Raw genomic sequence first — 24,388 nt, 5'->3', positions numbered from 1 at the left:
CACGCCATGAGCAGTAACTCCACGACCCATACGTCGACCATCGGCGCCATCGGGGCGCCGAGCCGGCGCAACACCGAGCTGGCGCTCCTCGTGTTCGCCGTGGTCATCCCCGTCTTCGCGTACGCCAACGTGGGCCTGGCCATCGACGGCGAGCTGCCCGCGGGCCTGCTCGGCTACGGGCTCGGGCTCGGCCTGATGGCCGGCGTCGCGCACCTCGTCGTACGGAAGTTCGCCGCGTACGCGGACCCGCTCCTCGTGCCGCTGGCGACGCTGCTGAACGGGCTGGGGCTGGTCGCCATCTGGCGGCTCGACCAGTCGAAGCTGCTGCAGTCCATCGACCAGGCGGGCAACGCGGCACCGCGGCAGCTGATGTACTCCGCGATGGGCATCGGCCTGTTCATCGTCGTGCTGATCTTCCTGAAGGACCACCGCGTCCTGCAGCGCTACACGTACATCTCGATGCTGGGCGCGATCGTCCTGCTGCTGCTCCCGCTGGTCCCGGGCCTCGGGCAGAACATCTACGGCGCGAAGATCTGGATCCACGTCGGCGGCTTCTCCATCCAGCCCGGCGAGTTCGCCAAGATCGTCCTCGCGGTCTTCTTCGCCGGCTACCTGATGGTGAAGCGGGACGCGCTGGCGCTGGCCAGCCGTCGCTTCATGGGGATGTACCTGCCGCGCGGCCGTGACCTCGGGCCGATCCTCGTCGTCTGGGCGATCTCGATCCTCATCCTGGTGTTCGAGACCGACCTCGGTACGTCGCTGCTGTTCTTCGGAATGTTCGTCATCATGCTGTACGTCGCCACCGAGCGGACCAGCTGGATCGTCTTCGGTCTGATGATGTCCGCGGTCGGCGCCGTGGGTGTGGCGAGCTTCGAGCCGCACATCCAGCAGCGTGTGGACGCCTGGCTCGACCCGATGAAGGAGTTCATGCTCAGCCGGCAGAACGTGGCCGGCCACTCCGAGCAGGCGATGCAGGCCCTGTGGGCCTTCGGTTCCGGCGGCACCCTCGGCACCGGCTGGGGCCAGGGCCACTCCGAGCTGATCCGCTTCGCCGCGAACTCGGACTTCATCCTCGCCACCTTCGGCGAGGAGCTGGGCCTCGCCGGTCTGATGGCGCTGCTGCTGATCTACGCACTGATCGTGGAGCGCGGCGTACGGACCGCCCTCGCGGCCCGCGACCCCTTCGGCAAGCTGCTCGCCGTCGGCCTGTCCGGCGCCTTCGCGCTCCAGGTCTTCGTGGTCGCCGGCGGTGTCATGGGCCTCATCCCGCTGACCGGTATGACGATGCCGTTCCTCGCGTACGGCGGTTCGTCCGTGATCGCGAACTGGGCGCTCATCGGCATCCTGATCCGCATCAGCGACACGGCCCGCAGGCCCGCGCCCGCCCCCGCTCCCAGTCCCGACGCCGAGATGACCCAGGTGGTCCGACCGTGAACAAGCCCCTGCGCCGTATCGCGATCTTCTGCGGGCTGCTGATCCTGACCCTGCTCATCCGGGACAACTGGCTGCAGTACGTCAAGGCGGACACCCTCGCCTCGGACAAGGACAACCGCCGCGTCCTCATCGCCCGCTACTCGACGCCGCGCGGCAACATCATCGTCGACGGCAATCCGGTCACCGGGTCGGTGAAGACCAAGAACACCGACCTGAAGTACAAGCGGACCTGGAAGAACGGACCCATGTGGGCCCCCGTCACCGGGTACTCCTCGCAGGTCGTGGGCGCCAGCCAGATCGAGAACCTCGAGGACGGCATCCTCTCCGGCAACGACGACCGGCTGTTCTTCCGCCGCACGCTCGACATGATCACGGGCAAGCCGAAGGAGGGCGGCAATGTCGTCACGACCCTCGACGCCGCCGCGCAGAAGGCCGCGTACGACGGCCTGAAGAACCGGGGCAAGGGCGCGGTCGCCGCGATCGAGCCGTCCACCGGCAAGATCCTCGCGCTCGCCTCGACGCCCTCCTACGACCCGTCGTCCTTCGCCGGCAACCTGCTCAAGGACGGTGAGACCTTCTCCAAGCTCAACAAGGACAAGGACAAGCCGCTCATGAACCGGGCGCTGCGCGAGACGTATCCGCCCGGCTCCACCTTCAAGCTGGTCACCGCCGCGGCCGCGCTGGAGCACGGCCTGTACTCGGACGCGGACCAGCGCACGAAGTCGCCGCTGCCCTGGACGATGCCGGGCACGACGACGCCGCTGAAGAACGAGGGCGACCTGCCGTGTGAGAACGCGACGCTGCGCGAGGCCCTGCGGGTCTCCTGCAACACCGTGTTCGGCAAGGTCGGCTCCGACCTCGGCACGGACAAGATGCGGGAGACCGCGGAGAAGTTCGGCTTCAACGAGGAGCAGTTCGTCCCGGTCCGCGCGAACGCCTCGAACTTCGACAAGGAGATGAACCCGTCGCAGACGGCGCTCTCCTCCATCGGCCAGTACGACACCGCGGCGACGCCGCTCCAGATGGCGATGGTCGGCGCCGCGATCGCCAACGACGGCGCCCTGATGGAGCCGTACCTGGTCGACGAGCTCAAGTCGCCGAGCCTCGACACGATCGAGAAGCACGAGCCCAAGGAGATGAGCCGCCCGCTCTCGAAGGAGAACGCGCAGAAGCTCCAGTCGATGATGGAGACGGTCGTCTCCAGCGGCACCGGCCGCATGGCGCAGATCCCGGGCGCCACGGTCGGCGGCAAGACCGGTACCGCGCAGAACGGTGTGAACAACGAGGGCACCCCGTACGCCTGGTTCGTCTCGTACGCGAAGACGAGCTCGGGAACCCCGGTGGCCGTCGCCGTCGTCGTCGAGGACAGTGACGCCGATCGCGGTGACATCTCCGGTGGTGGTCTCGCCGCCCCGATCGCGAAGAGCGTCATGGAAGCGGTCATCAACGGCAAGAAGTGACGTACGTGACGGATGTGACGTACGCATCGTCAGGCTCGGCCGGGTTCACCTCTTCATGTGAGCCCGGTCACCTGTTCTTCACGAAGTCGCACGTGGCGATACCGGTCCTGTCACGGCTCCCGACGCTGGCCAGGTCACGTCGGGTGGGACGGGTACGGTATGCCGGACGGCACACCGCCCGACCCCGCACGGGACGGACGGAACCGACGGAGAGGGCTGGTAGGTAACCATGGAAGAGCCGCGTCGCCTCGGCGGCCGGTACGAGCTGGGCCAGGTGCTCGGCCGTGGTGGCATGGCGGAGGTCTACCTCGCGCATGACACCCGGCTCGGCCGCACCGTGGCGGTGAAGACGCTGCGGGCTGACCTCGCGCGCGACCCGTCGTTCCAGGCCCGGTTCCGCCGGGAGGCCCAGTCGGCCGCCTCGCTCAACCATCCCGCGATCGTGGCGGTGTACGACACCGGCGAGGACTACGTCGACAACATCTCCATCCCGTACATCGTGATGGAGTACGTCGACGGATCCACGCTGCGCGAGCTGCTGCACTCGGGGCGCAAGCTGCTGCCCGAGCGCTCCATGGAGATGACCATCGGCATCCTCCAGGCCCTCGAGTACTCGCACCGCGCCCAGATCGTCCACCGCGACATCAAGCCGGCCAACGTCATGCTGACCCGCACCGGACAGGTGAAGGTCATGGACTTCGGCATCGCCCGCGCCATGGGCGACTCCGGCATGACGATGACGCAGACGTCCGCGGTCATCGGCACCGCCCAGTACCTCTCGCCGGAGCAGGCCAAGGGCGAGCAGGTCGACGCCCGCTCGGACCTGTATTCGACGGGCTGTCTCCTCTACGAGCTGCTGACGGTCCGCCCTCCGTTCGTCGGTGACTCCCCGGTCGCGGTCGCGTACCAGCACGTGCGCGAAGAGCCCCAGGCCCCGTCGGTCTTCGACCCCGAGATCACGCCCGAGATGGACGCGATCGTCCTGAAGGCCCTGGTCAAGGACCCGGACTACCGCTACCAGTCGGCCGACGAGATGCGGGCCGACATCGAGGCCTGCCTCGACGGCCAGCCCGTCGCGGCCACCGCGTCCATGGGCGCGGTCGGCTACGGCGGCCACCCGGACGACCAGCAGACGGCCATGCTGCGCCCGCAGAACGGCGGCGCGGCCCCGACCTCGATGCTGCCCCCGGTCAACCCGGACGACGGCGGCTACGGCTACGACGAACCCCGCGGCGGCCGGCGCAAGCAGGGCAAGAGCCACACGTCCACGATCCTTCTCGTCGCGGCGGGCATCCTGGTGCTCGTCGGCGCCGTCCTGATCGGCAAGTGGTTCACCAGCGGCGGCAGCGGCGACGGCCAGGTCGAGGTGCCGAGCCTGGTCGGCGAGAGCTTCCCGGACGCCAAGGAGAAGGCGGACCGCGTCGACCTCAAGGTCGTCAAGGGCGAGCCGATGGCCTGCCAGAACAGCCCGAAGAACACGGTCTGCGAGCAGGATCCGAAGAGCGGCAAGGTCGACAAGGGCGAGACGATCACCCTCCGCATGTCGACGGGCGCGCCGAAGCTGACGATCCCGGACGTCACGGGGCTGCCGTACGCCGAGGCCGAGGCCGACCTGAAGAGCAAGGGCTTCACGAACATCTCGCGGGAGTCCGAGGAGTCGGACCGCAAGCCCGGCTTGGTGATCAAGCAGGACCCGCCGAGCGGCAAGGTCGAGAAGGGCACCGCGATCACCCTGACCGTCGCCACGGAGAAGCAGACGGTCGTCGTCCCGGACGTGTCCTCCGCGAAGAACCTCACCTGTGAGCAGGCCACGGCCACGCTGAAGTCGAACAAGCTGGTGGCGACCTGCACCGAGGAGGAGACCACCGGCGTCGAGGCGGGCAAGGTCTTCGCCCAGAGCCTCGCGGCGAACTCCGAGGCGGAGCCGGGCTCCACGGTGACCCTGAAGGTCGCCAAGGCGGCCGAGCAGCTGACCGTCCCCGGCGACCTCGGGGGCAAGAAGCTGAAGGACGCGCGCAAGCAGCTCTCCGACATGGGGCTCAACGTCCAGCTGGCGGCGGGTTCCCCGGGTGACGACAACGCGGTCGTGATGGGCAGCCAGCCCGGCGCGAACAGCCCGATCAACAAGGGCGACACCATCACCCTGGTGACGGCGCCCGGCGGTGGCGGCAACGGCAACAACGGAGGCGGCCTCTTCGGCGGCCTCGGCGACGGCTGACCCGCCCGCGACACATACGAGAGGGCCCCGGCCCCCCTGTGAGGGGGGCCGGGGCCCTCTCGTATGTTCCGTGGCGTCAGTTCGGACGGCGAGCACGGAAGGAGCCGCACCCGTCCGAACTCCCCTTCGCACATCGAGGCAAATGCCGCTCGTAACTTCACATGAGCCGACGAGTTATCCGGGTGAGGCGCAGTTCGTCAACAGCCCTGCGCCTGCTCCCAGTTCCACGAGTGGAAGAGGATCCCCAGTGATCAACGAATCGGCTCTTCTGGAGTCGAAGACGTTACGCGGCAACGTGATGGACCGGACGGACGTACTCGACAAGGTCAAGGCCTTGTCACTTCTGCCAGACGGCATGCACGTGACGACAGCCATGATGGCGGCGTACTTCGAAGTCGCGGTCGAGACCATCCGCCAGCTGGCCAAACGGCACCGGGAAGAGCTGAGCGGCAATGGCATGGTCGTACTGCGCGGCGCTGACCTGCGCACATTCGAGAGTGACAACGTGTCACTCTCGATGGGAAGCAATCCACAGGCCCGGCGCAGCCTCACCGTCTACTCCCGCCGCGCTGTCCTCAACATCGCCATGCTCCTGCGCGACAGCGAGGTCGCCCGGCGCGTCCGCGCCTACCTCCTCGACATGGAGTACCTGGCCCGCACCCAGCCCGCCGGACATCCCATCGAGCACACCGCCCCCACGGACGCCGTTTCGCTCGACGCCCGGATCGATCAGCGCATCGCACAGACACTGAGCCAGACTGTTGTCCCCATGTTCAACGCCCTGATCGAAACATCCAGCGAGCACCACCGAGAGTTGCTTTCACTGCGAGCCGGAGTCCAGCACATCGAGCGCCGCCTCCGCCAGCACCAAACCCGCCTCCGCAAGCTGGAAGGGGCCGAGGCACAACTCCCAGTCACCAAAGCCATGGCGGCAATGGATGCTATGACTGGTCGCCAGTTCGAGGAGCACGTTGCCTCGCTACTCCGACGCGACGGCTGCGTCGACGTCGTCGTAAAGGGCGGCAGAGGAGATCGCGGCGTCGACATCACCGCACGCACCTCGGACGGCCGGCGCGTTGCCGTCCAGTGCAAGAGGTTCGCGCCCTACCTCTCGATCACGAGCCCCGAGATCCAGAAGTTCATCGGTGCTTCCAAAGTCCTGCACTCCTGCGACATCGCGCTCTTCGTGGCCACATGTCCGTTCACGCCTGACGCACTCACCATCGCCGGAGAAGGAGGTGTCGCAGTCGTACACCGCGGAATGCTGGACGAGTGGAGCACCGGCACCCCGCTGAAGGCTCTCGAGTAGGCCAGATCTGCCCACGCAAGGGCCCGAAGCCGCAAAGGCAAGTTGCGGCTTCGGGCCCGCACTCATGTTAGGGGGCACCCACCCTCGACTACCGCAGTTCCTTCGGAGGTGTGCGCTCGCTGTCGACCTTCTCGACGCGCTCCAGCTCGCCCCACACCACGTACCGGTAGCGGGAGGTGTAGACGGGCGTGCAGGTCGTCAGGGTGATGTAGTGCCCGGGCTTCTTCGCACCGGACTGCTTCGGCACCTGGTCGATGACGTCCACGTCGAACTTCGAGGTCTCGGGAAGGATGTCGAAGACCTTGTAGACGTACCACTTGTCCTTCGACTCGAAGACGACCGGGTCGCCCTTCTCGATCTTGTCGATGTTGTGGAACTTGGCGCCGTGGCCGTCGCGGTGCGCGGCGAGCGAGAAGTTGCCCTTCTTGCCGCTGGTGGGCAGAACGGCCTTCACGGGGTCCGTGTAGTAGCCGGCCACACCGTCGTTGAGGATCTTGCTCGAGGTGCCCTTCTCGACGAGGACCTCGCCCTTGCCCAGGGCGGGGACGTGCAGGAAGCCGATGCCGTCCTTGGTGTCGAGCGCGCCGGGGCCCTTGTCCGCGGCCCAGTGGTCGCGGACCTTGTTCCCCTGCTTGTGGGCCTGGCGGTCGGCCATCACGTTCGTCCACCACAGCGAGTACGCGACGAACAGGCCGAGGATCACGCCCCCGGTGATGAGGAGTTCGCCGAAGACGCTGACGGCCGCCGCGATCCGGCCCCTGCGGGGCGGCGGCGGGGATGCGGGTGACTCGGGGGCGCTGTCGCGCTCCGCGTCCTGCTCGTGGTCGCTCTCGCGGCCGGTCGTCGCTGCCACTGACTGATCGCCCCGTCCTGTGCCGTGCCCGTGATGCCCGCCGCCGGTGCGCCCTAGTCGACGAGGGCGTCCGGCATGCCCTTGCCGCGCGGCCGCTCCTCGACCATCTTGCCCCAGACGATCATCCGATAGGTGCTGGTGAACTCCGGCGTACAGGTGGTCAGTGTGATGTACCGGCCGGGCTTGGTGAAACCGGACCCGGCGGGTACCGGGTCGATCACCGCGGTGTTCGACGGCGGCGTCTGCGGCAGGATGCTCGCCATCTTGTAGACGTAGTACTTGTCGCGCGTCTCGACGACGATCGGATCGCCGGGCTCGAGGCGGTTGATGTAGCGGAACGGCTCGCCGTGCGTGTTGCGGTGCCCGGCGATCGCGAAGTTCCCGCGCTTCGCGTCGGGCATCGCCGTCGGGATGCTGTCCTTGTCGTAGTGGCCGACCATGCCCTGGTCGAGCACCTTGGGCTTGCTGATGCCCTCGGCGATCGGCACGACGACGTCCAGCTTCGGGATGTGCAGGATCGCGAAGCCCTGGCCCGGCTCGAAGGTCCCGGGCTTGCCCTTGCCGTTGGCCCAGTCCTCCTCGAGGTGGCTGCGGGCGTCGCCGGCGATGTTGTGGGCCCGCACGTTCGACCACCAGAGCTGATAGGTGACGAACAGGAGCATGAGGACGCCGAGGCTGATGAAGACCTCACCGATGGCGCGGCTGGCCAGCACGCCGGCGCTCGGGCGCGCGGCCCGGGCGGCGCGGCGGGCCTCGACGCGCGTGAGGGGCCTGTCGTCGGGCTTCTCCGGGTCCGCGGCGGGCGCGGGAGCCGCGCCACCCGCATGGCGCCCTCCGCCCTTCCCTGCGCCCTTCCTGGCGGCCTTCCTGCGCGCTGCACGGCCGCCGGTGACGACGGGCTCCGCCGCGCGCCGGGTGTCGGCCGTGCGCAGAGCAACCGTTTCGTCGTCCCGTACGGGCGTCTGGACGGGCGTCTGCGGGTCCGGCGCCCGGAGATCCGGCTCCGGGTACCAGTCCTCGGCGTAGCCCTCGGGGGCGTACCACTCGGGCTCCGGCTCCGGCGCGGGCTGCTGGACCGGCTGCTGCTGCTCCGGAGCGCCCGTGGACCGGAACCACGGTGACGGGTGCTGCTGCCCCTGCTGCCCCTGCTGCCCCGGCAACGGACCGCCGAGAGGGTCGTCGGGGCGCAGTTCGGTCACGCCGAGGCCCTGCCCACGACGGGCGCGAGACCCGCCGATCTGGCCGGCGCGCCCGCGTCGCCGCACTCCGCCAGCCAGTTCGCCAGCATCAGGTGCCCGTGCTCGGTCAGCACGGACTCGGGGTGGAACTGGACGCCCTCCACCGGCAGTTCACGGTGGCGCAGGCCCATGATGATGCCGTCCTCGGTGCGGGCCGTGACCTCGAGGACGTCCGGCACGGTGTCCGGCTCGGCGGCCAGCGAGTGGTACCGCGTCGCGGTGAACGGGTCGGGCAGGTCCTTGAAGACGCCCTTGCCCTCGTGCCGCACCAGGGAGGTCTTGCCGTGCAGCAGCTCCGGCGCGCGGTCCACGACGCCGCCGTACGCGACCTGCATGGACTGCATGCCGAGGCAGACCCCGAAGACCGGGACGCCCGTGTCGGCGCAGTGCCGGACCATCTCGATACAGACGCCCGCCTGCTCGGGGGCGCCCGGGCCGGGGCTCAGGAGCACCCCGTCGAAGCCGTCCTGCGCGTGCGCGGTCGTCACCTCGTCGTTGCGCAGCACCTCGCACTCCGCGCCCAGTTGGTACAGGTACTGGACGATGTTGAAGACGAAGCTGTCGTAGTTGTCGACGACGAGGATGCGGGTCTTTCGCGTGCTCACTGGCCGTTCACCGTCACATCGTTGAAGGGCAGCAGCGGCTCGGCCCAGGGGAAGACGTACTGGAAGAGGACGTAGACGACCGCGAGGACGAGCACGATCGAGATCAGCGCCCTCACCCACGCGTTGCCCGGCAGATTCCGCCAGATCCAGCCGTACATGCCGGTCGCTCCTTCCACGCCGTCTTCGTACGCGCACCAGACTAACGGCGCAACGCTTCCGGTTTCCCGGCCTCCACAGGCTGAGTGGCATCAAGATGCGCCCAGACGATGAGCCGGTGGCTGTGTCCCCACTCCGGCTCGCACGTCGTGAGCGTCAGATAGCGCCCCGGTTCCTTGTACCCGGACTTGCCCGGCACGGGGTCGATCACCCCGACGTCGCTGGGCAGCGTCTTGTAGGGCTTGGTGTCGATGACGTACGTGAACCAGGTCGTGCCGTCGGTGAGCACGACCTCGTCACCGGGCCGCAGCCTGGGGAAGTCCTTGAAGGGGTCGCCGTACGTGCGCCGGTGGCCGGCGACCGCGAAGTTGCCCTTCTGCCCCAGCCGGGCGGTGCCCGTGTAGTGGCCGAGGCCCTTCTTGAGGGTGCCGACCTCCGTGTTCTGCAGCACGGGCTTGTTCCACGTGAAACCGAACCGCGGGATGTACATCACGGCGAACGGCTTGCCGTCCCGGTACGCGGCCGGCTCGGGCGGCGAGGTGTCCGCGGACTCCTCGCCGGGCGCCGGGCCGGGATCGGGGGAGGCGGTGGCGACGGGTCTGCGCGCCCACTCGTCCTGGAGGTCGTCGATCTGGTGGCTCATCGCACTGTCGGCCTTCACACCGGTCCAGAACAGTACGTAGACGACGAACAGCACGATCGCGGCACCGACCGTGATGCACAGCTCGCTGAACGTCCGGACGACGACTCGCACCGACACCCCCCGGTGTCTTATGGCGGCTACTGGCTGACGGGCTTCGCGTAATGGAGATCCACTGTGCCCGAGTAACCGGGAAGAGTCACCGCCCCGTCGTCCTCGACTTTCCAGCCGAGCCCGTACGCGTTGACGTAGAGCATGTAGTTCTGGATCTCCGGGGAGGCGGCGACGGCCTGCTTCAGCTCGTCCGGGTCGCCGATCGCGGTGATCTTGTAGGGCGGCGAGTAGACGCGGCCCTGAAGGATCAGGGTGTTGCCGACGCAGCGCACGGCGGACGTGGAGATCAGCCGCTGGTCCATGACCTTGATGCCCTGGGCACCGCCCTTCCACAGGGCGTTCACCACGGCCTGGAGGTCCTGCTGGTGGATGACCAGGTCGTTGGGCTGCGGCTCGGGGTAGCCGGGGAGCTTGGCGGTCGCGTTCGGCGGGGCGTCGTCGAGGGTGACGGAGACGGCCTCGCCCTTCAGCCTCTTGGTGCCGGACGCCTTCTCCAGCGCGTCCAGCTTCTTGTCCTCGGCGGAGGTGGAACCGTCGTCGCGCTCGGCGAGGGCCTCGACGTCGTCGCGGACGCCGCCGTTCCCCTCCTCCAGTTCCTTGTTCTTGTGGCTGCGCTCCTGAATGAGATCGGAGAGCTTCAGAAGGGACGCATCCGTACGGATATTGGTGCCCTTGGCCGTATTGAAGCTGGTGAAGAAAATAAGCCCGGCAAGGGCGAAAACGCCCACAGTGAGCAGCCTCACGGGCCGGAAACGGCCACGGGCGGAACCGGTGCCGCCACTGTGGTCGAGGTCGGCACCGGGCTCGTTCCGGGGGTCGGCAGAATTGCTCAACGTACCCTTATCTCCTTCGACGCCGCGGAAGCACTACGCTAACGGACGCCCGGGGGAGCACTCAGATTCCGTTGAAGTTCCGCTTGTACGCTGCTCCGGAGCCCGTCCACGTCCCCTGCGCGGCCACGCAGCGCATCGACAGGAGAGACCCTCGTGCCGAAGTCACGTATCCGCAAGAAGGCCGACTACACCCCGCCGCCGGCGTCGAAGCAGGCGACGAACGTCAAGCTGACCAACCGCGGCTGGGTGGCCCCGGTGATGCTGGCGATGTTCCTCATCGGACTCGCCTGGATCGTCGTGTTCTACGTGAGCAACGGGTCACTGCCGCTCGATGCCCTGGGCAACTGGAACATCGTCGTCGGCTTCGGTTTCATCGCCGCCGGATTCGCCGTCTCCACGCAGTGGAAGTAAGCCCGGGACCGGCTTCGGCCCGAGCTTTCCACTGAGCCTTCCACTGAGTTATCCACAGGTTTTCCACATGGGGAAAAGGTCAGACGATCTGTGGATAACCAGTCCGGGATTGACGCCGGTGTGACCGGCGAGGTTACGGTCGACCATCTGTTCGCCCCTTGCCCTTCCTGGGAAAACCCAGGTCAGCGGCAGGGGGCGCAGTCGTCCCCCACGACATGCACAAGATCCGGCACACGCTGTGGACAACGGCGGTCAACATCGGTGGAGGACTGAGCTCAAGTGAGCTGCCCGGTCCGCACGACGACCGTCCCCACGACGGCCAGCAGCACGAGTGCGCACACCCCGTACTGCACAAGGGCGCGGCGCTCCCGCGGGGCGTGAATCATCCCGTACCCGACGACCAGGCCGCCCACGAGACCACCGATGTGGGCCTGCCAGGCGATGTTGAACGCCGGGTTGAACGTGAAGATCAGATTGATCACCAGCAGCGCGATGACCGGCCGCAGGTCGTAGTTGAGCCTCCGCATGAGGACGGCCGTCGCGCCGAAGAGGCCGAAGATCGCTCCGGAGGCGCCCAGGGAGGGCTCGTTCTGCGCGGCGAGCAGATAGCTGAGGGCGCTGCCCGCGAGCCCGGAGACGAAGTAGAGCGCGAGATACCGGGCCCGGCCGAGGGCCGCCTCGAGCGGGCCGCCGATCCACCACAGGCTCAGCATGTTGAAGGCGATGTGGACAAAGCCACCGTGCAGGAACATCGCGGTCACCAGGCGGTACCACTGCCCTTCGGCGACGCCTTGCGGGGTGGTGAATCCGGGCACCGGGGCGAGCCCCAGCATCTCGAAGCGGTCGGTGAAGCGATCGCCGAACCCGCCCGACAGCTGAACGACGAAGGCCGCCAGGCATACCCCGATCAGAACCTTGGTGACGAGGTGCGGGTCGGCGGCGACGGTGCCGCCGGCCAGCGTGCGCGGCCGTGTCGCGGTGGGTCGGTGCCCGGTTCCCGAACCGCTCCGTACGCACTCCGGGCACTGGAATCCCACGGAGGCGCTGACCATGCACTCCGGGCAGATGGGCCGCTCGCAGCGCGTGCAGCGGACCCCGGTGGGACGGTCCGGATGCCGGTAGCAGCCGGGCAGTCCTTCTCCGTCCTGGTGCGTGTCGGCCATGTCGGTCCGTCCCCTCAGGTGAAGCGGCCCCGCCCATCCTTACGGACGAGCGGGGCGAAAAGGTTCCCTGAGGCCGAAGACACGGCCCGGCGGCGAGCTAGCGGGTCTCGACGACCACGGACTCGATGACCACGTCGCTCAGCGGGCGGTCGGTGCGCGGGTTGGTCTGCGCGGTGGCGATGGTGTCCACGACCTTCTTGCTGGCGTCGTCGACGACCTCGCCGAAGATCGTGTGCTTGCGGGTGAGCCAGGCGGTCGGGGAGACGGTGATGAAGAACTGCGAGCCGTTCGTCCCCGGGCCCGCGTTGGCCATCGCCAGCAGGTACGGCTTGTTGAACGCCAGGTCGGGGTGGAACTCGTCCGCGAACTGGTACCCCGGCCCGCCCGTCCCGTTCCCCAGCGGGTCCCCGCCCTGGATCATGAAGCCGCTGATCACCCGGTGGAAGACCGTGCCGTTGTAGAGGGGGGCCGTGGAGACCTCGCCGGTCTCGGGGTTCGTCCACTCACGCTCGCCCTTGGCGAGCTCCACGAAGTTCTTGACCGTCTTCGGTGCGTGGTTCGGCAGCAGCCGGACCTCGATGTCGCCCTGATTGGTCCTGAGGGTGGCATAAAGCTGCTCGGCCACGATCTGCCTTCCGTCGTCTCCTGTGCCCTCCCGATCCTCGCACGGCACCGGCACCCCGGCGCCCGCTCGACTGTCAGGGTTGTGCGGGGGTTTCCGGCGGAAAAACCCCACTGGTCCACTGCCGACCGGGCGCGTCCCGCCGGGATCCGTGGCATTGTCGTCGGCAAGCCCCTTTCCGCGCGTTACCACCGCATTGCCGCCTCTGGCAGGCATGATCCGCAAAAGGGTGGAAAGGTGAAAAACCTGTACGCCACCGAGGAGGAGGATCACGTGACCCGCATCGACAGCGTGCGCGCCGCGACCGGCTCGGCGAAGGACAGCGTGCTGCACGCCGCGGACGTGGTGGCGCCCTACGCCGAGACGGCCAAGGACAAGGCCGCCCAGTACACGCACGACGCCCGCGTCGCGCTCGCCCCGCACCTCTCACAGGCCGCCCGGCAGGCGCGCGTCCAGTACGACGCCCACCTCGCCCCGCGCCTGGAGCAGGCGCGCACGCATGTACCGCCGAAGGTCGACCTGGCCGCCCACGAGGCCGCCGCACGCACCCGCCGGGCCGCCCAGCAGGCCGCCGCTTATTCGAAGCCCCGTATCGAGCAGGCCGTCGCCGCCGCCCAGCCCGTCGCCGAGGAGGCCGGTGCCCGTAGCGCCGCCGCCCTCGCCGCCCTGCGCAGCCAGGTCTCGGCGGACGAGATCCGCGCCCTGGCCCGCAAGCACGAGCGCCGTCACCGCGGCCGCCGCGCCCTCAAGGGCATCGCCCTGATCGGCCTCCTGGCCGGCGGAGCGTTCGCCGCGTGGAAGTGGTGGGACAAGCAGGCCAACCCGGACTGGCTGGTCGAGCCCCCCGCGGCCACCGAGGTCCCCGACAGCGCTCCGCTCTCCTCGGTCGACGGCAGCGGCCAGTCCCACCTCGACCCCGAGGTCCAGGCCAAGCAGGCGGAAGCCGAGGCGGAGGACGGTCCCCCCGAGGGCCGCTGAGACCACGCCCTCCGGGTCCGCCCGGACACACATGAGCCCCTCGGGCCCGGTCTGTACGACCGGGCCTGAGGGGCTCTTCGGGTGGAACGTCACCCTCGCCACCGGGTCGGGGCCGCGTTCATCGCGTGCACGACCGGCCGGGCACGCACACCTCTCGTACGCGCGAGACGCGCCACCCCTCGCCGAGGATTCCGCCGCGGGCGGCGAGGAGGGCCGCCGAGCGGGCGCGGATCGCGGTGGTCAGGGCCGGGCCCGACAGGGCGGTCTCCAAGGCCTGGGCGAGGGCCGTCACCGCTGTCCAGGCGCGGCGCGGGGCGCAGGTGTGCGGGTGGACGGCCCATACGTCCTGATCCGCCGCCGCATCGCGGAGGGCGAAGAAGGAGGCGAGGCCGCACTCGGCGAGGGCGAGCACGGGCCCGGCCGTGGGCGGCCTGAGTGCCGAGAAGCGCTCCTGCGGCGCGAGGACCGCGGGCACGCCGTCCGGCCCCAGGCCCATGGCGGTGGCCTCCGCGGTGACCCGGTCGGCGAGCGCGGCCCAGTAGGGCCCGTCATCGCGGACGACCGTGAGGCCGGTGCCGAGCGCGGCCGCGGCCAGGGCGATCGTGGAGGCGAGGGCGGCGTCGTCAGGGGCCCAGCTCAGGGCGGGCGGTCCGGCGTGGACGAAGGGGAGCAGGCTCGGCAGCCCTGCCGCCTGGTAGGTCTTCCGGGCGCGCACGGTGATCGCGGGGTCGCTGTGTCCGAGGACCGCCGTGTAGCCGAGGCCGACGACCGTGGCGGCCACGTCCGGGGTCTCGTCGTGCACCTGCCAGTCGACGGCGCCCGGCCGGGTGGCCCGCACCCGGGCCAGTTCGCGGAGCAGGACCGCACCCCAGGCCGCGCGCGGCCCGGTGAGCGGGGCGATGACGGCGACGCGAGGTGCCGGCACGGAGGTCAGCCCCAGATGAGCGAGTCACCGGATGCGGCCGTGGCCACCGCATCCCGCTGACCGGCGTCGGCGCCGGCCGCCACCGCACCGCCGAGGGCGAGGGCGGCGACGAGTACGGTGAGCAGCCCGCGGAAGGCGTACGGGCGGCGCGTGCGGGCGGCAGTCTGGGCAGCAGGCACAGGAATCCTCCTGGAACGGGGCTCGATGGGTGTGCGCCCAGCATGTTCCGGCGGGGTGATCTGTGGCTACGCCTGACGGGTTCCGGGTCCGGCCATGGCCTGGAGCGGACCCGCGCCGCCGTCTCCACGCCTCGATCTGCCCGTGAGGCTCGACGAACGCCCGTAGCGTTCAGCCCCCGTCCGCATGGCGAACCATGCCTGGCAGGGGGAGAATCGGCTCTTTAGGATCTTGGCAGGCATTGGGGCCGCGTCACGGAACGGGACCCCTGGGCTCCCCACCGTGCGCGCAAGGGGGGGGTTCAGGTGGAGGACGTCGTACGCGCGCGGGCGCGGGAGATCTACCGGGCGGCGCTGGACGCGGCCGACTGGCATCCCGAGGCGCTCGTCGAGGCGCGGGGCTGGAACGGCACCGAGTTCGCGGAGGCACTCCAGCTGCTGGGCGAACTGGGTCTGTTCACACCGTCGTCCGACACCAGGAGCGGGTGGACCGCGCTCTCGCCCGACACCGCGCTGCGCAACCTCCTGCTCGAGGAGGATCGCAGTACCGGCGCCTACCTCGACGCCATGCGGCAGACCCGGGCGGCCCTCGACCGGCTCGTGGTGGACTTCCACCCGCTGCGCGTCCGTGGCCTGCTCGACGCCCAGTTGGAGGTGGTGACGGGGGCGGCGAACGTGTCCGCCGCGCTGGAGGACGCCTCGCAGCGGGTCGAGGACGAGGTGCTCTCACTGCACCCCGGCCGCGCGCTGCCGACCGAGATGATCGAGGCGGGCCTGGAGCGCGACCGGCTCGCCCTCGGCCGCGGCGTGCGCATCCGCACGATCCATCTGGGGGCCGTGGCCGCTGTACCGCACATGACCTCGTACCTGCGGCGGCTGAACGCCGAGGGTGCGCAGGTGCGCACCGCGCACACCCTTCCTCTGCGGCTGATCGTGCTGGACCGCTCGTCGGCCATCGTGCCCGCGCCCAGACCCGCGGACGGCAACGACGAGGAGATCGCGGCCCTCGTCCTTCGCGGCGAGACCCTCGTCGGGGTGTTCCGGGAGATCTTCGAGCACTGCTGGGCGTCGGCGAGTCTGCTCGCCGACGCCCATGACGAGCCGGACCGGCCGGACGACGGGAGCGGCTGGCTGCCGTCGGGCCGCCACCGCGAACTGCTGCGGATGCTGGCGGGTGGCCTCACGGACGAGGCGATGGCCCGCAAGTTGGGCCTGTCCGAACGCACGGTCCGCCGCCTAGTCGCCGAGCTGTCCGAACGGCTAGGCGCGGCGAGCCGGTTCCAGGCCGGGGTGTGTGCCGTCCGCTCCGGCTGGCTCGACGACTGATCCGAGGGCACTCTCGGGCTTCGGTGCGGGCCCGGCGGTGGTCTGCGCCGCGGCTGCCGCGGCAGGCTCTTCGGGCTCCGCCTTCGGTGCGGGCTCGGCCGCCGTGCGGCCCCACCACGTACCGACGAGGACGAGGACGGCGCCCGCGAGTCCGAGCCAGCCCGGCCGGTCGCCGGCGAGCGTGATGCCGACGACCGCGGCCCACACCGGCTCGGTGCCGAGCAGCAGGCTGACCCGGGACGGGGAGGTGCGCCGCACGGCCCACATCTGCACGAAGAAGGCGAACAGGGTGCAGAAGGCGGACAGGTAGAGCAACCCCAGCCAGCCCGCCGCGCTGAGGTCCGCGGCGGCCCTCCAGGGCGTGGTTCCGGTGCCGGGCACCGCGCTGAGCAGCGCGAACACCAGGACCGCGGCGGAGAGTTGGACCGTGGTCATGGACAGGGAGTCAGCGCCCTGCGCGGACTTCATCCGGGACATCGCGAGGACGTGCACGGTCCTGGCGACCGCGGCGCCCAGCATCAGCAGGTCGCCGAGGGACGGCTCGGTGAAGCCGGCGCCCTGGGTGAGGAGCACCACGCCGAGCACCGAGAGCGCGGCGGCCGCGACGAACGATCGGGGCAGCGGGGTGCCCCGCAGCCTGCTCTCCGCGATCGGGGTGAGGATCATGGTGAGGCTGATGATGAGCCCGGCGTTGGTCGCCGAGGTCTGCACGACGCCGTACGTCTCCAGGAGGAAGATCCCGGCGAGGATGAGGCCGAGGGTCGCCGCTCCGCGTATCTGTGTGCGGTCCATGGCGCGCAGCTTGCGCCGGCCGACGACGATGAGCGCGGGCAGGACGACCGCGAAGCGCAGGACCAGAACGGCGAGCACGGTCTGAGCGGTGGTGACCTCTTTCGCGGCCAGGTAGCTGGACCCCCAGACCACCGCGACCAGCAGGACGGGCAGGTCGGTCAGCCAGGCACGGCGGGGCGCGGCGGCGGGCATGGAGCTCCTCGGGTGGCTCAGGAAAGCAGGCGTAGGGGGACGGAGTACGCGTCAGCGCGCGGTGTAGGCGATCACCAGGACGTCGCGGTGCGCGGGGAGGCTGGGGTCCCGCGGCTGTACCGGGGTCACCGAGTGCAGCGTGCGGCGGTCGTCGCCGAGCAGGATGTCGCCGGGCCGGGACAGCGTAGTGGTCATGAGGTGCTCGCCCTCGTCGGTGTACACACCGCTCTCGCCTCCGGTCACGTTGGCTCGGCCGATCACCAGCGAGGTGATGAAGGTGACGCCGTCGCGGTGCCGCCCCTCGGGCGCGGGCTGACCCGTCTGGTCGGCGGACGCGGCGATGCGGTACGGGTGGAGCTTCACGTTCCACGCGGTGGTGCCGTCGACCGCGCTGAAGATCCGGCCGAGCTCGACCAGGACCGAGCGCAGCAGCGGGTCGGTGGCGAAGGACTCGGTCAGCGGGTCGAAGACCCGCTCGACGCCGCCGTTGAGCGGGTTGACGTCGGTCTCCTGGCGGTACGGCCCGTGCGGCAGGAGCGTGAGTTCCGCGGCGGCCGGGTCGAGGTCGAACTGTCCGTAGCGGCGGTGGCGGTAGGTGCCGCCGTCGGCCATGTGGGTGTCGAGGGTCAGCTCGTCCCAGTGCCGGGCGAAACGGGTCCACTCGGCCGGGTCCGCGCCGACGAGCGCGGAGAAGTCGGCGGCGGGGATCAGGTGCCCACCGGGGCCGGTCAGGGCCTCGACGGCCTCGGCGGTGGCGGGGTGGGTGGCGACGGGGTGGGCGATGGCGGTGGCCATGAGGTGCTCCAGAAGGAAGTGCGGGGTGGCGTCGGTCCGGTCTGCCGGGTCAGACGGTGGCGAGCAGTGCCGGCTGCGGGGCGAACGGCGCGGACTCGGCGGCGATCGTGTGCTCCTCCCAGAGCTCGCGGTCGCGCAGATAGAGCGGTCTGCGGGCGCTGATGGACCGGGTGTCGGCTCCCCCGGTGCGCAGCTGCCAGGTCACGGACCCTGTGGTGCGGGCGGCGCAGCTGTCGATGAATGCCTGGACGGACAGCCGCAGTTCGCCGAACCAGCGGCCCTCCAGGACCTCCCGGGTCCACACCTGCTCCAAGTGCCGCTTCTCCCGGATGAGTTCGGCATCCAGGCAGGCGCTCTCGACGTGCCGGTAGGTGTTCAGGAGCAGCCAGGCGGCCGGCATCTCCCGGATCTCCAGGACCTTCTCGCCGTGGTCGAGGTGTTCAAGGCCCGAGTAGCGGCCGAGGCCGTACGCACCGACGCGCCGGTTGAGCTGGTCGATCAGCTCGGTCAGCTCGAGGGGAACGCCGTCGACGGCGACCGGCAGGCCGTGCTCGAACGCCACGGTCAGGCGCTCCGTCTCACCAGGAGCGGCAGTGGGCCTGCTCCAGGTGTACATCTCCTCCGGCACCTCGTGCAGCTCGGGATCGTCGAGGATGCCCGACTCGAACTCCCGGCACCACAGGTTGGAGTCGCCGCTGACGATGCGCCCGGCCAGTAGCCCGACGCCCGCTTCGCCCAGCTCGGCCAGCTTCTGCTCCCGGGTGACCGGGTCCAGGTCGTACGGGCTGCCGAAGGCACCCTCGTAGCCGAGCAAGCCCAGCGCCCCGTTGAGACGGCGCAGCGTGTTCTGCGAGCGGTTGGCGGTGTGCAGTACGGCCTGTGCGCCGATGTCGCGGGCGAGGTCGACCGCGGCCTGGGCGATGAGCGGGCGGCTGAGGCTGGAGCTCACGGGATGGATGCCCAGGTAGACGGCTTGCGCGGCGATGGCGGGTGCCACGTGCCGGGCGGCGAACTCCTCCCGCCGGTCGAGGATGTGGATCCGGGCGCCGAGCGCCTCGGCCACCTGGCGCTTGTAGGTGCAGGACTCGTCCTCGCCGATGTCGATGCTCACCGCGTGGATCTCGCGGACGCCCATCCGCCGCAGCCGCAGCAGTAGGTACGAGCTGTCCAGGCCACCGCTGAACAGGGTGACGACGGGCCGGTCCGGATCCAGCGACGCGAGCTGCGCGAAGGACCGGACGAGCGGGGGACGGAGGTCTTCTCCAACCAGATTGCTGATCACGTGACCGAGCCTCGCGGCTGCGCGGGTCACGGACAACGGTTTCCGCCGACCGCCACCGGCCATGACCGCACCTGGAACGGGAGGGCCACCCCTCAGCACGGGCACAGGGGGCACCACGGAATCAGCAGGGGCAGCAAACACCGCCGGCCCCCGAGCCCCCGGGCTCACGAAGCCGCCCGTCCGTACAACCGCGTCAGCACGGCTATACGGAAAACCGGGACAAAAAAAGACCCCTCTCATCGCGTTTCCGCAGATCAGAGGGGTATATGCGAGTGGAGCCTAGGGGAGTCGAACCCCTGACATCTGCCATGCAAAGACAGCGCTCTACCAACTGAGCTAAGGCCCCGAAAACAACACACCGCACCGGAAGATTCGCGCTCCGGGCGGGCATCGCAGACCAGAGTACCGGGTCACCCCCCGGATACCGCAAAAGGATTGGGGGTCCCGGCAGGCGACCACTCTCCGTAAGATGCCCCACGTGCTTCGCGGCAGCGAAGCACCGTACTTGGGGAAGCGATGGGGAGACGCAATGGACGCCGCACAGCAGGAAGCTACCGCGAGAGCACGGGAGCTCCAGCGCAACTGGTACGGGGAGCCGCTGGGGGCGCTCTTCCGTCGGCTGATAGAGGACCTCGGCCTGAACCAGGCCCGTCTCGCGGGCGTGCTCGGCCTGTCCGCACCCATGCTCTCCCAGCTGATGAGCGGCCAGCGCGCCAAGATCGGCAACCCGGCTGTGGTCCAGCGGGTGCAGCTGCTGCAGGACCTGGCGGGGCAGGTCGCGGACGGCAGCGTGAGTGCGGTCGAGGCCACCGAGCGCATGGAAGAGATCAAGAAGTCCCAGGGGGGTTCGGTGCTCAGCAACGCCGGTCAGGCCACGTCCAGTTCGGGTGCCCCGACGGTGAAGCGCGTGGTGCGTGAGATCCAGTCGCTGCTGCGCTCCGTGTCCGCCGCCGGCGACATCATCGAGGCCGCCGACTCCCTCGCCCCCACCCACCCGGAACTGGCAGAGTTCCTCCGGGTGTACGGCGCCGGCCGCACCGCCGACGCGGTCGCCCACTACCAGTCGCACCAGAGCTGACCCCGGGCGAGCCCGACTCCGGCCACCGCCTCGTGACCGCCCGCCCCGGCGGCGGTCGCGGGGCGGACCGGGGGACCTTACGTGACGTCCGAAGGGCCCGTGCCCCGCACGGCCCCGGGAGGGGAGCGACGCACGACCATGGGTGAGGTCTTCGCCGGCCGGTACGAACTGGCCGACCCGATCGGCCGCGGGGGAGTGGGCGCGGTCTGGCGCGCCTGGGACCACCGGCGCCGCCGCTACGTCGCGGCCAAGGTCCTGCAGCAGAGCGACGCCCACACGCTGCTCCGCTTCGTGCGCGAGCAGGCCCTGCGCATCGACCATCCGCACGTCCTGGCCCCGGCGAGCTGGGCCGCGGACGACGACAAGGTCCTGTTCACCATGGATCTGGTCGCGGGCGGCTCGCTGGCGCATCTGGTCGCCGACTACGGCCCCCTGCCGGCCGAGTTCGTCTGCGTGCTCGTCGACCAGCTTCTGGCCGGCGTCACCGCCGTGCACGCGGAAGGCGTCGTCCACCGTGACATCAAGCCCGCCAACATCCTGCTCGAGGCGACCGGCACCGGCCTGCCGCATCTGCGCCTGTCGGACTTCGGCATCGCGATGCGCAAGGGCGAGCCGCGGCTGACCGAGGCCGACTACGTGGTCGGGACGCCCGGCTGGTTCGCCCCCGAACAAGCCCTGGGCGCCGAACCGGACTTCCCCGCGGACCTCTTCGCCGTGGGACTCGTCGCCCTCTACCTCCTCGAAGGGGCCAAGCCCGACGCCCAGGCCCTGATCGAGCACTTCGCCGAGCGCGGCACACCCAGCGCTCCGCGCGGAGTGCCTGGCCCGCTGTGGGGCGTCCTGGCCGGGCTGCTCCAGCCCGACCCCGAGGCCCGCTTCCGCACGGCCACCGGGGCGCGCAAGGCGCTGCTCGCGGCCGCCGAGCTGCTGCCCGAGCCCGGCCCCGACGACGAGCTCATCGAGGTCTTCGACCAACTCGGCCCGCTCCCCCCGGGGTTCAGCCCCGACGGGCCGGCCGTACGCGGGCGCAGGGCCCGCCCCCTGAACGCCGCCGGAAGCCCCGTACGGCCTCAGGCGGCCGACGACCTGCGCGAGGCCTCCACATCCGTACCGACCACGCCGGCCGCCCCCACGGCCCCTGTGATGCCCGCCGCGCCCCTCGTACCCCCTGCTCTCGTCGTACCCCCACCCCCAGTACCGCCGCCGCTCCCGAAACAGCCCGCGCCCCCGCACTCCGTACCGGAACCAGAACCGGATTCCGGAGCCGAGTCCGTGTCCGCGTCCGCCGCCGAGTCCAGGCCTGGGTCCGCGCCCGGGTTCGAGTCCGGCCGGCCCTTGATGTCGGAGACGGGCAGCTTCCATCTCCCGCCCCCGTCGCCCCGCGACGAGCCGCTCCCGCCACCGCCACCACCTGTGCCTCCGATGCCGGTGCTCTCCCCGTCGGTCGGGGCGGCTCTCGGCGCCGCCGAACCCAATCCCGAGGCCGAGGCCAAGCCCGAGTCCGACAGCACGGGATTCCGTCCGCCCGATCCCACGCCGCCCCCACCGCACGCCCATACCTTCCACGACCGCTCCCCTCAGCCGGCCCCTGCGGTGACCACCGTGGTCCCGGACGAAGAAGGCCGTCACTCTCTGTACACCGCCCGCGTCCAAGAGGTTCCACATCCTGAGCCCCGACCTCGACCCGAGCCTCGGGAAACCCGGGCAGCAGCTCCACGGCGCAAGCCGGGCCCGCCCCCAGCCGTGGCGATCCCGGTCCTCCTCGTCGCCGCGCTCTGCTTCGCCGTGGGAATCTGGGCCCTGGCCCAGCCATGAGCGGGCGCGGAGGAGTCAGGAGAGGAGTCAGAGGAGTGATGAGGGAACAAGGCTCCGATGGGGGCCCGCGTGGCTCAGCCTCGTACTCGTACTCTCCGCACCGCGACCACCCGCCAGATCCCCATCCACAGCACCAGCACGGCGCCCGTGCCCACCCCCGCGACGCCCAAGGCCCGCATCATCGGCCGGCTCTCCGCCGAAGCGGCAGACGCGGCAGACCCGGCGGACCCTGCACTGCCCGCCCCGTCACCGTCACCGCGCCCCGATCCGGCCGCGGCCGTCGGCACGGCAGACCCGCCCCCTGACCGTTCCCCTCCGGCGCCGGCACCGGCCCCGCCGCCGTCCCCGCCCACGTCGAGGTCCGCCCACTCCGCGCCACCGTCCCCGCGCTGCGCCGCCGCCCGGTCCTGCGCCGTGACCTGGAACTCCCCCGGGTCCCGCACATAGTCCGGAGCCCGCCCTGACTCCCCCGCCACCCTCACCGTCAGCGTCACGTCGGACGCCTTGTCCCCGAACTTCCGCGCCATCGCCGGGTTGAGCGTGACTTCGAGGTAGTACCAGCCGGCGAGCCGCATCGCCGCCTGGTCGTCCGGCACGAGCCGCCGGTTCTCGTAGGCGACAGGAGGCAGCGGGTCGAACCCCGCCGAGGTCGGCTCACCCGCGTACACAGCCTGTTCCGCCGTGACCTGCGCCCGGGCCGGATTGAACAGCTCCACTTCCAGCGCGCCCGGCACGGATCCCCTGCGCCCCGCGTCCCCCGCCGAACTGCCCAGCTCGGCATCGACGAAGAGCTGCTGCCCCCAGTCCACCGGGACCCGGTAGAAGTGGCTCTGGCCCGGACCGATCCGGTCCGTCCACACACCGTCGTCCAGCGCCTTCGCGTCGTTGAACCCGGTGCCGCCCGCACGCCGCCGGCCAGGACCCGGTGCCGTGCCCGCGGACGGGGACCCGGACGGCCAGGTCGTCGGCCCCGCGCTCGGGCCCGGCGTGACCAGGCCGGGCTCGGTGACGACGCGCAGCTCCAGCCCCCACTTCTCCCGCGTCGACGCCGTCTCGGAAGCCCGCTCCACGACGACGTAGTACGTCCCCGCCGACTGGCAGCGCAGCCCACCCGGCCGGACGAGACGCCCTGCGGCCGCGACGATCGGCCGCGGGTAGGCCCCGGACCGGAAACCGGCCCGCGCCGAGTCGCAGCGATTCCCCTTGGTGTCCTGAAGCGAGACGGTGATCCCGTCGGAGTAGGCCACCTTCACCGACGAGCCGAGCGGGGGCACGGCGACGACGGAGGCGTACGCGTCGGCGGCACCGTCCAGCTCGACGCGGTAGTAGGCGACGCCGCTCGCGCCCGTACCGAGTGCGCTCCGGTACGTCTCACCGGCCGTGAGCCGCTGCGCATCAGCGCTGCTCGCAGCCGCGCCGATCTGCCGGGCACCCTGGGCGTAGACGTACGGGGCGCCGGACGCCGGTGCTGCCACTGCGGCGCCGGGCAAGGTCGGTACCGCGCAGGCACCGAACACGGCGGCCACCGCGACCGCCCGCTTGCGCAGCGTCCGACTACGCAGCGCCCGGCCACCGCGCTCGTACGGTCTCGATGGCCTCTGCAACCCCGGCCGCCTCATGAGTCCCCTCATGGACGGTCATCCTGCCGTTCCCACCCGCGCACTGTCCGCCCAGCGGAGCAATCCCGCCACGGCGCCACGACTTTGCTTGCGCGAGCGGGGGCGTCACATCCGTGAATACCGCCGCCGCGCGAGGCCCGCAACACGGGACGAACCCCCTCCGGGCAACACAAAGCCCCGGCCGCTGCTGCGACCGGGGCCTGTGAAGAGTCTGTTGTCGAAGACTCACGAACCCGTAGGCACGGAGTCAGTCGCCTCCGTCCACAGGTCCTGCTCGGCGCGATCCGCCTGGATCTGGCGGTACACGAGGAGCCCGCCGATGGCGGCCAGTGCGACCAGGAGAAGCTTCTTCAC

At 70.4% G+C, this 24,388-nt stretch carries 24 protein-coding genes and 1 tRNA gene; 9 read left to right on the top strand and 16 right to left on the bottom strand.

The window, feature by feature from the left end:
• Window positions 1-6 precede the first annotated feature (6 nt).
• The 4 genes from ACIBTU_RS04790 (at window position 7) to ACIBTU_RS04775 (ending at window position 6,421) form a co-directional block, all read left to right on the top strand.
• Entirely contained in the window at window positions 7-1,434 is a 1,428-nt protein-coding gene (locus tag ACIBTU_RS04790; protein ID WP_399124440.1) for an FtsW/RodA/SpoVE family cell cycle protein, read from the top strand.
• On the top strand, window positions 1,431-2,894 hold the full coding sequence (locus tag ACIBTU_RS04785) for a peptidoglycan D,D-transpeptidase FtsI family protein (RefSeq protein ID WP_399124439.1): 1,464 nt from the start codon (window positions 1,431-1,433) through the stop codon (window positions 2,892-2,894). Before ACIBTU_RS04790 ends, ACIBTU_RS04785 begins: the two co-directional genes overlap by 4 nt.
• 229 nt (window positions 2,895-3,123) lie before the next feature.
• Entirely contained in the window at window positions 3,124-5,112 is a 1,989-nt protein-coding gene (gene pknB, locus ACIBTU_RS04780; RefSeq protein WP_399124438.1) for a Stk1 family PASTA domain-containing Ser/Thr kinase, read from the top strand.
• Between the two features lie 247 nt (window positions 5,113-5,359).
• A complete protein-coding gene (locus ACIBTU_RS04775; RefSeq protein WP_399124437.1) occupies window positions 5,360-6,421 on the top strand; it encodes a restriction endonuclease in 1,062 nt (353 codons plus the stop codon).
• A gap of 88 nt (window positions 6,422-6,509) precedes the next feature.
• Here ACIBTU_RS04775 and ACIBTU_RS04770 read toward each other — a convergent pair whose 3' ends face one another.
• The 6 genes from ACIBTU_RS04770 to ACIBTU_RS04745 are packed head-to-tail and all read right to left on the bottom strand — an operon-like array spanning window position 6,510 to window position 10,860.
• On the bottom strand, window positions 6,510-7,274 hold the full coding sequence (locus ACIBTU_RS04770; protein ID WP_399124436.1) for a class E sortase: 765 nt from the start codon (window positions 7,272-7,274) through the stop codon (window positions 6,510-6,512).
• A gap of 53 nt (window positions 7,275-7,327) precedes the next feature.
• On the bottom strand, window positions 7,328-8,473 hold the full coding sequence (locus tag ACIBTU_RS04765) for a class E sortase (protein ID WP_399124435.1): 1,146 nt from the start codon (window positions 8,471-8,473) through the stop codon (window positions 7,328-7,330).
• Window positions 8,470-9,117, bottom strand: a complete 648-nt coding sequence (locus ACIBTU_RS04760; protein ID WP_399124434.1) for an aminodeoxychorismate/anthranilate synthase component II — start codon at window positions 9,115-9,117, stop codon at window positions 8,470-8,472. The genes ACIBTU_RS04765 and ACIBTU_RS04760 overlap by 4 nt, the downstream gene beginning before the upstream one ends.
• The gene (locus tag ACIBTU_RS04755; RefSeq protein WP_188341799.1) at window positions 9,114-9,293 is read right to left on the bottom strand and encodes a hypothetical protein; all 180 of its coding nucleotides are present in this window, start codon (window positions 9,291-9,293) and stop codon (window positions 9,114-9,116) included. The genes ACIBTU_RS04760 and ACIBTU_RS04755 overlap by 4 nt, the downstream gene beginning before the upstream one ends.
• 23 nt (window positions 9,294-9,316) lie before the next feature.
• The gene (locus ACIBTU_RS04750; protein WP_399124433.1) at window positions 9,317-10,027 is read right to left on the bottom strand and encodes a class E sortase; all 711 of its coding nucleotides are present in this window, start codon (window positions 10,025-10,027) and stop codon (window positions 9,317-9,319) included.
• Window positions 10,028-10,053: 26 nt separating this feature from the next.
• Window positions 10,054-10,860 carry a DUF881 domain-containing protein gene (locus tag ACIBTU_RS04745; protein ID WP_399124432.1) on the bottom strand — a complete coding sequence of 269 codons (807 nt, stop codon included), beginning with the start codon at window positions 10,858-10,860 and terminating at the stop codon, window positions 10,054-10,056.
• Between the two features lie 153 nt (window positions 10,861-11,013).
• Between ACIBTU_RS04745 and crgA the strand changes: the two genes are divergently transcribed.
• Window positions 11,014-11,271 carry a cell division protein CrgA gene (crgA, locus tag ACIBTU_RS04740; RefSeq protein ID WP_399124431.1) on the top strand — a complete coding sequence of 86 codons (258 nt, stop codon included), beginning with the start codon at window positions 11,014-11,016 and terminating at the stop codon, window positions 11,269-11,271.
• Window positions 11,272-11,546: 275 nt separating this feature from the next.
• Here the strand turns inward: crgA and ACIBTU_RS04735 are convergent, their stop codons facing one another.
• Together ACIBTU_RS04735 and ACIBTU_RS04730 are read right to left on the bottom strand one after the other, a co-directional pair.
• Window positions 11,547-12,434 (bottom strand): rhomboid family intramembrane serine protease, encoded by an 888-nt coding sequence (locus ACIBTU_RS04735; RefSeq protein WP_399124430.1) that lies wholly within the window; start codon window positions 12,432-12,434, stop codon window positions 11,547-11,549.
• A 97-nt stretch (window positions 12,435-12,531) separates the two neighbouring features.
• The gene (locus ACIBTU_RS04730) at window positions 12,532-13,059 is read right to left on the bottom strand and encodes a peptidylprolyl isomerase (protein ID WP_399124429.1); all 528 of its coding nucleotides are present in this window, start codon (window positions 13,057-13,059) and stop codon (window positions 12,532-12,534) included.
• A gap of 270 nt (window positions 13,060-13,329) precedes the next feature.
• Between ACIBTU_RS04730 and ACIBTU_RS04725 the strand changes: the two genes are divergently transcribed.
• Complete coding sequence (locus ACIBTU_RS04725; RefSeq protein WP_399124428.1) at window positions 13,330-14,034, top strand: DUF5324 family protein; 705 nt, start codon at window positions 13,330-13,332, stop codon at window positions 14,032-14,034.
• Between the two features lie 118 nt (window positions 14,035-14,152).
• On the opposite strand, the gene ACIBTU_RS04720 is transcribed toward ACIBTU_RS04725, so the two are convergent.
• Window positions 14,153-14,959, bottom strand: a complete 807-nt coding sequence (locus tag ACIBTU_RS04720) for a hypothetical protein (protein WP_399124427.1) — start codon at window positions 14,957-14,959, stop codon at window positions 14,153-14,155.
• A gap of 5 nt (window positions 14,960-14,964) precedes the next feature.
• Window positions 14,965-15,138 carry a hypothetical protein gene (locus ACIBTU_RS04715; RefSeq protein WP_399124426.1) on the bottom strand — a complete coding sequence of 58 codons (174 nt, stop codon included), beginning with the start codon at window positions 15,136-15,138 and terminating at the stop codon, window positions 14,965-14,967.
• Window positions 15,139-15,441: 303 nt separating this feature from the next.
• On the opposite strand from ACIBTU_RS04715, the gene ACIBTU_RS04710 reads away from it, so the two are divergent.
• Entirely contained in the window at window positions 15,442-16,461 is a 1,020-nt protein-coding gene (locus tag ACIBTU_RS04710) for a LuxR C-terminal-related transcriptional regulator (protein WP_399124425.1), read from the top strand.
• Here ACIBTU_RS04710 and ACIBTU_RS04705 read toward each other — a convergent pair.
• From ACIBTU_RS04705 to ACIBTU_RS04690, 4 genes are all read right to left on the bottom strand, one after another.
• The gene (locus tag ACIBTU_RS04705; RefSeq protein ID WP_399124424.1) at window positions 16,396-17,445 is read right to left on the bottom strand and encodes a DMT family transporter; all 1,050 of its coding nucleotides are present in this window, start codon (window positions 17,443-17,445) and stop codon (window positions 16,396-16,398) included. The two genes, ACIBTU_RS04710 and ACIBTU_RS04705, sit on opposite strands and share 66 nt — an antisense overlap.
• A gap of 51 nt (window positions 17,446-17,496) precedes the next feature.
• Window positions 17,497-18,240, bottom strand: a complete 744-nt coding sequence (locus tag ACIBTU_RS04700) for a 2OG-Fe dioxygenase family protein (RefSeq protein ID WP_399124423.1) — start codon at window positions 18,238-18,240, stop codon at window positions 17,497-17,499.
• Window positions 18,241-18,289: 49 nt separating this feature from the next.
• Window positions 18,290-19,522, bottom strand: a complete 1,233-nt coding sequence (locus ACIBTU_RS04695; RefSeq protein WP_399124422.1) for an argininosuccinate synthase-related protein — start codon at window positions 19,520-19,522, stop codon at window positions 18,290-18,292.
• A 273-nt stretch (window positions 19,523-19,795) separates the two neighbouring features.
• Window positions 19,796-19,868: transfer RNA gene (locus ACIBTU_RS04690), tRNA-Ala, on the bottom strand.
• A gap of 183 nt (window positions 19,869-20,051) precedes the next feature.
• On the opposite strand from ACIBTU_RS04690, the gene ACIBTU_RS04685 reads away from it, so the two are divergent.
• On the top strand, window positions 20,052-20,600 hold the full coding sequence (locus ACIBTU_RS04685; RefSeq protein ID WP_188337979.1) for a DNA-binding protein: 549 nt from the start codon (window positions 20,052-20,054) through the stop codon (window positions 20,598-20,600).
• A gap of 138 nt (window positions 20,601-20,738) precedes the next feature.
• The gene (locus tag ACIBTU_RS04680; RefSeq protein ID WP_399124421.1) at window positions 20,739-22,415 is read left to right on the top strand and encodes a serine/threonine-protein kinase; all 1,677 of its coding nucleotides are present in this window, start codon (window positions 20,739-20,741) and stop codon (window positions 22,413-22,415) included.
• A 74-nt stretch (window positions 22,416-22,489) separates the two neighbouring features.
• Here the strand turns inward: ACIBTU_RS04680 and ACIBTU_RS04675 are convergent, their stop codons facing one another.
• The gene (locus tag ACIBTU_RS04675) at window positions 22,490-23,890 is read right to left on the bottom strand and encodes a hypothetical protein (RefSeq protein WP_399124420.1); all 1,401 of its coding nucleotides are present in this window, start codon (window positions 23,888-23,890) and stop codon (window positions 22,490-22,492) included.
• 369 nt (window positions 23,891-24,259) lie between these two features.
• Complete coding sequence (locus ACIBTU_RS04670; RefSeq protein WP_003999697.1) at window positions 24,260-24,388, bottom strand: DLW-39 family protein; 129 nt, start codon at window positions 24,386-24,388, stop codon at window positions 24,260-24,262.

The organism is Streptomyces sp. NPDC050145 (assembly GCF_044460245.1).
Lineage (GTDB): Bacteria > Actinomycetota > Actinomycetes > Streptomycetales > Streptomycetaceae > Streptomyces.
This window is presented reverse-complemented; position numbering and strand designations above follow the sequence as displayed.

Bases quoted from the DNA above. Each gene is read 5' to 3' on its own strand.
- ACIBTU_RS04735 (WP_399124430.1), bottom strand. From the start codon at position 12,434: ATGGCCGACACGCACCAGGACGGAGAAGGACTGCCCGGCTGCTACCGG.
- ACIBTU_RS04790 (WP_399124440.1), top strand. From the start codon at position 7: ATGAGCAGTAACTCCACGACCCATACGTCGACCATCGGCGCCATCGGG.
- ACIBTU_RS04680 (WP_399124421.1), top strand. From the start codon at position 20,739: ATGGGTGAGGTCTTCGCCGGCCGGTACGAACTGGCCGACCCGATCGGC.
- pknB (WP_399124438.1), top strand. From the start codon at position 3,124: ATGGAAGAGCCGCGTCGCCTCGGCGGCCGGTACGAGCTGGGCCAGGTG.
- ACIBTU_RS04705 (WP_399124424.1), bottom strand. From the start codon at position 17,445: ATGCCCGCCGCCGCGCCCCGCCGTGCCTGGCTGACCGACCTGCCCGTC.
- ACIBTU_RS04685 (WP_188337979.1), top strand. From the start codon at position 20,052: ATGGACGCCGCACAGCAGGAAGCTACCGCGAGAGCACGGGAGCTCCAG.
- ACIBTU_RS04700 (WP_399124423.1), bottom strand. From the start codon at position 18,240: ATGGCCACCGCCATCGCCCACCCCGTCGCCACCCACCCCGCCACCGCC.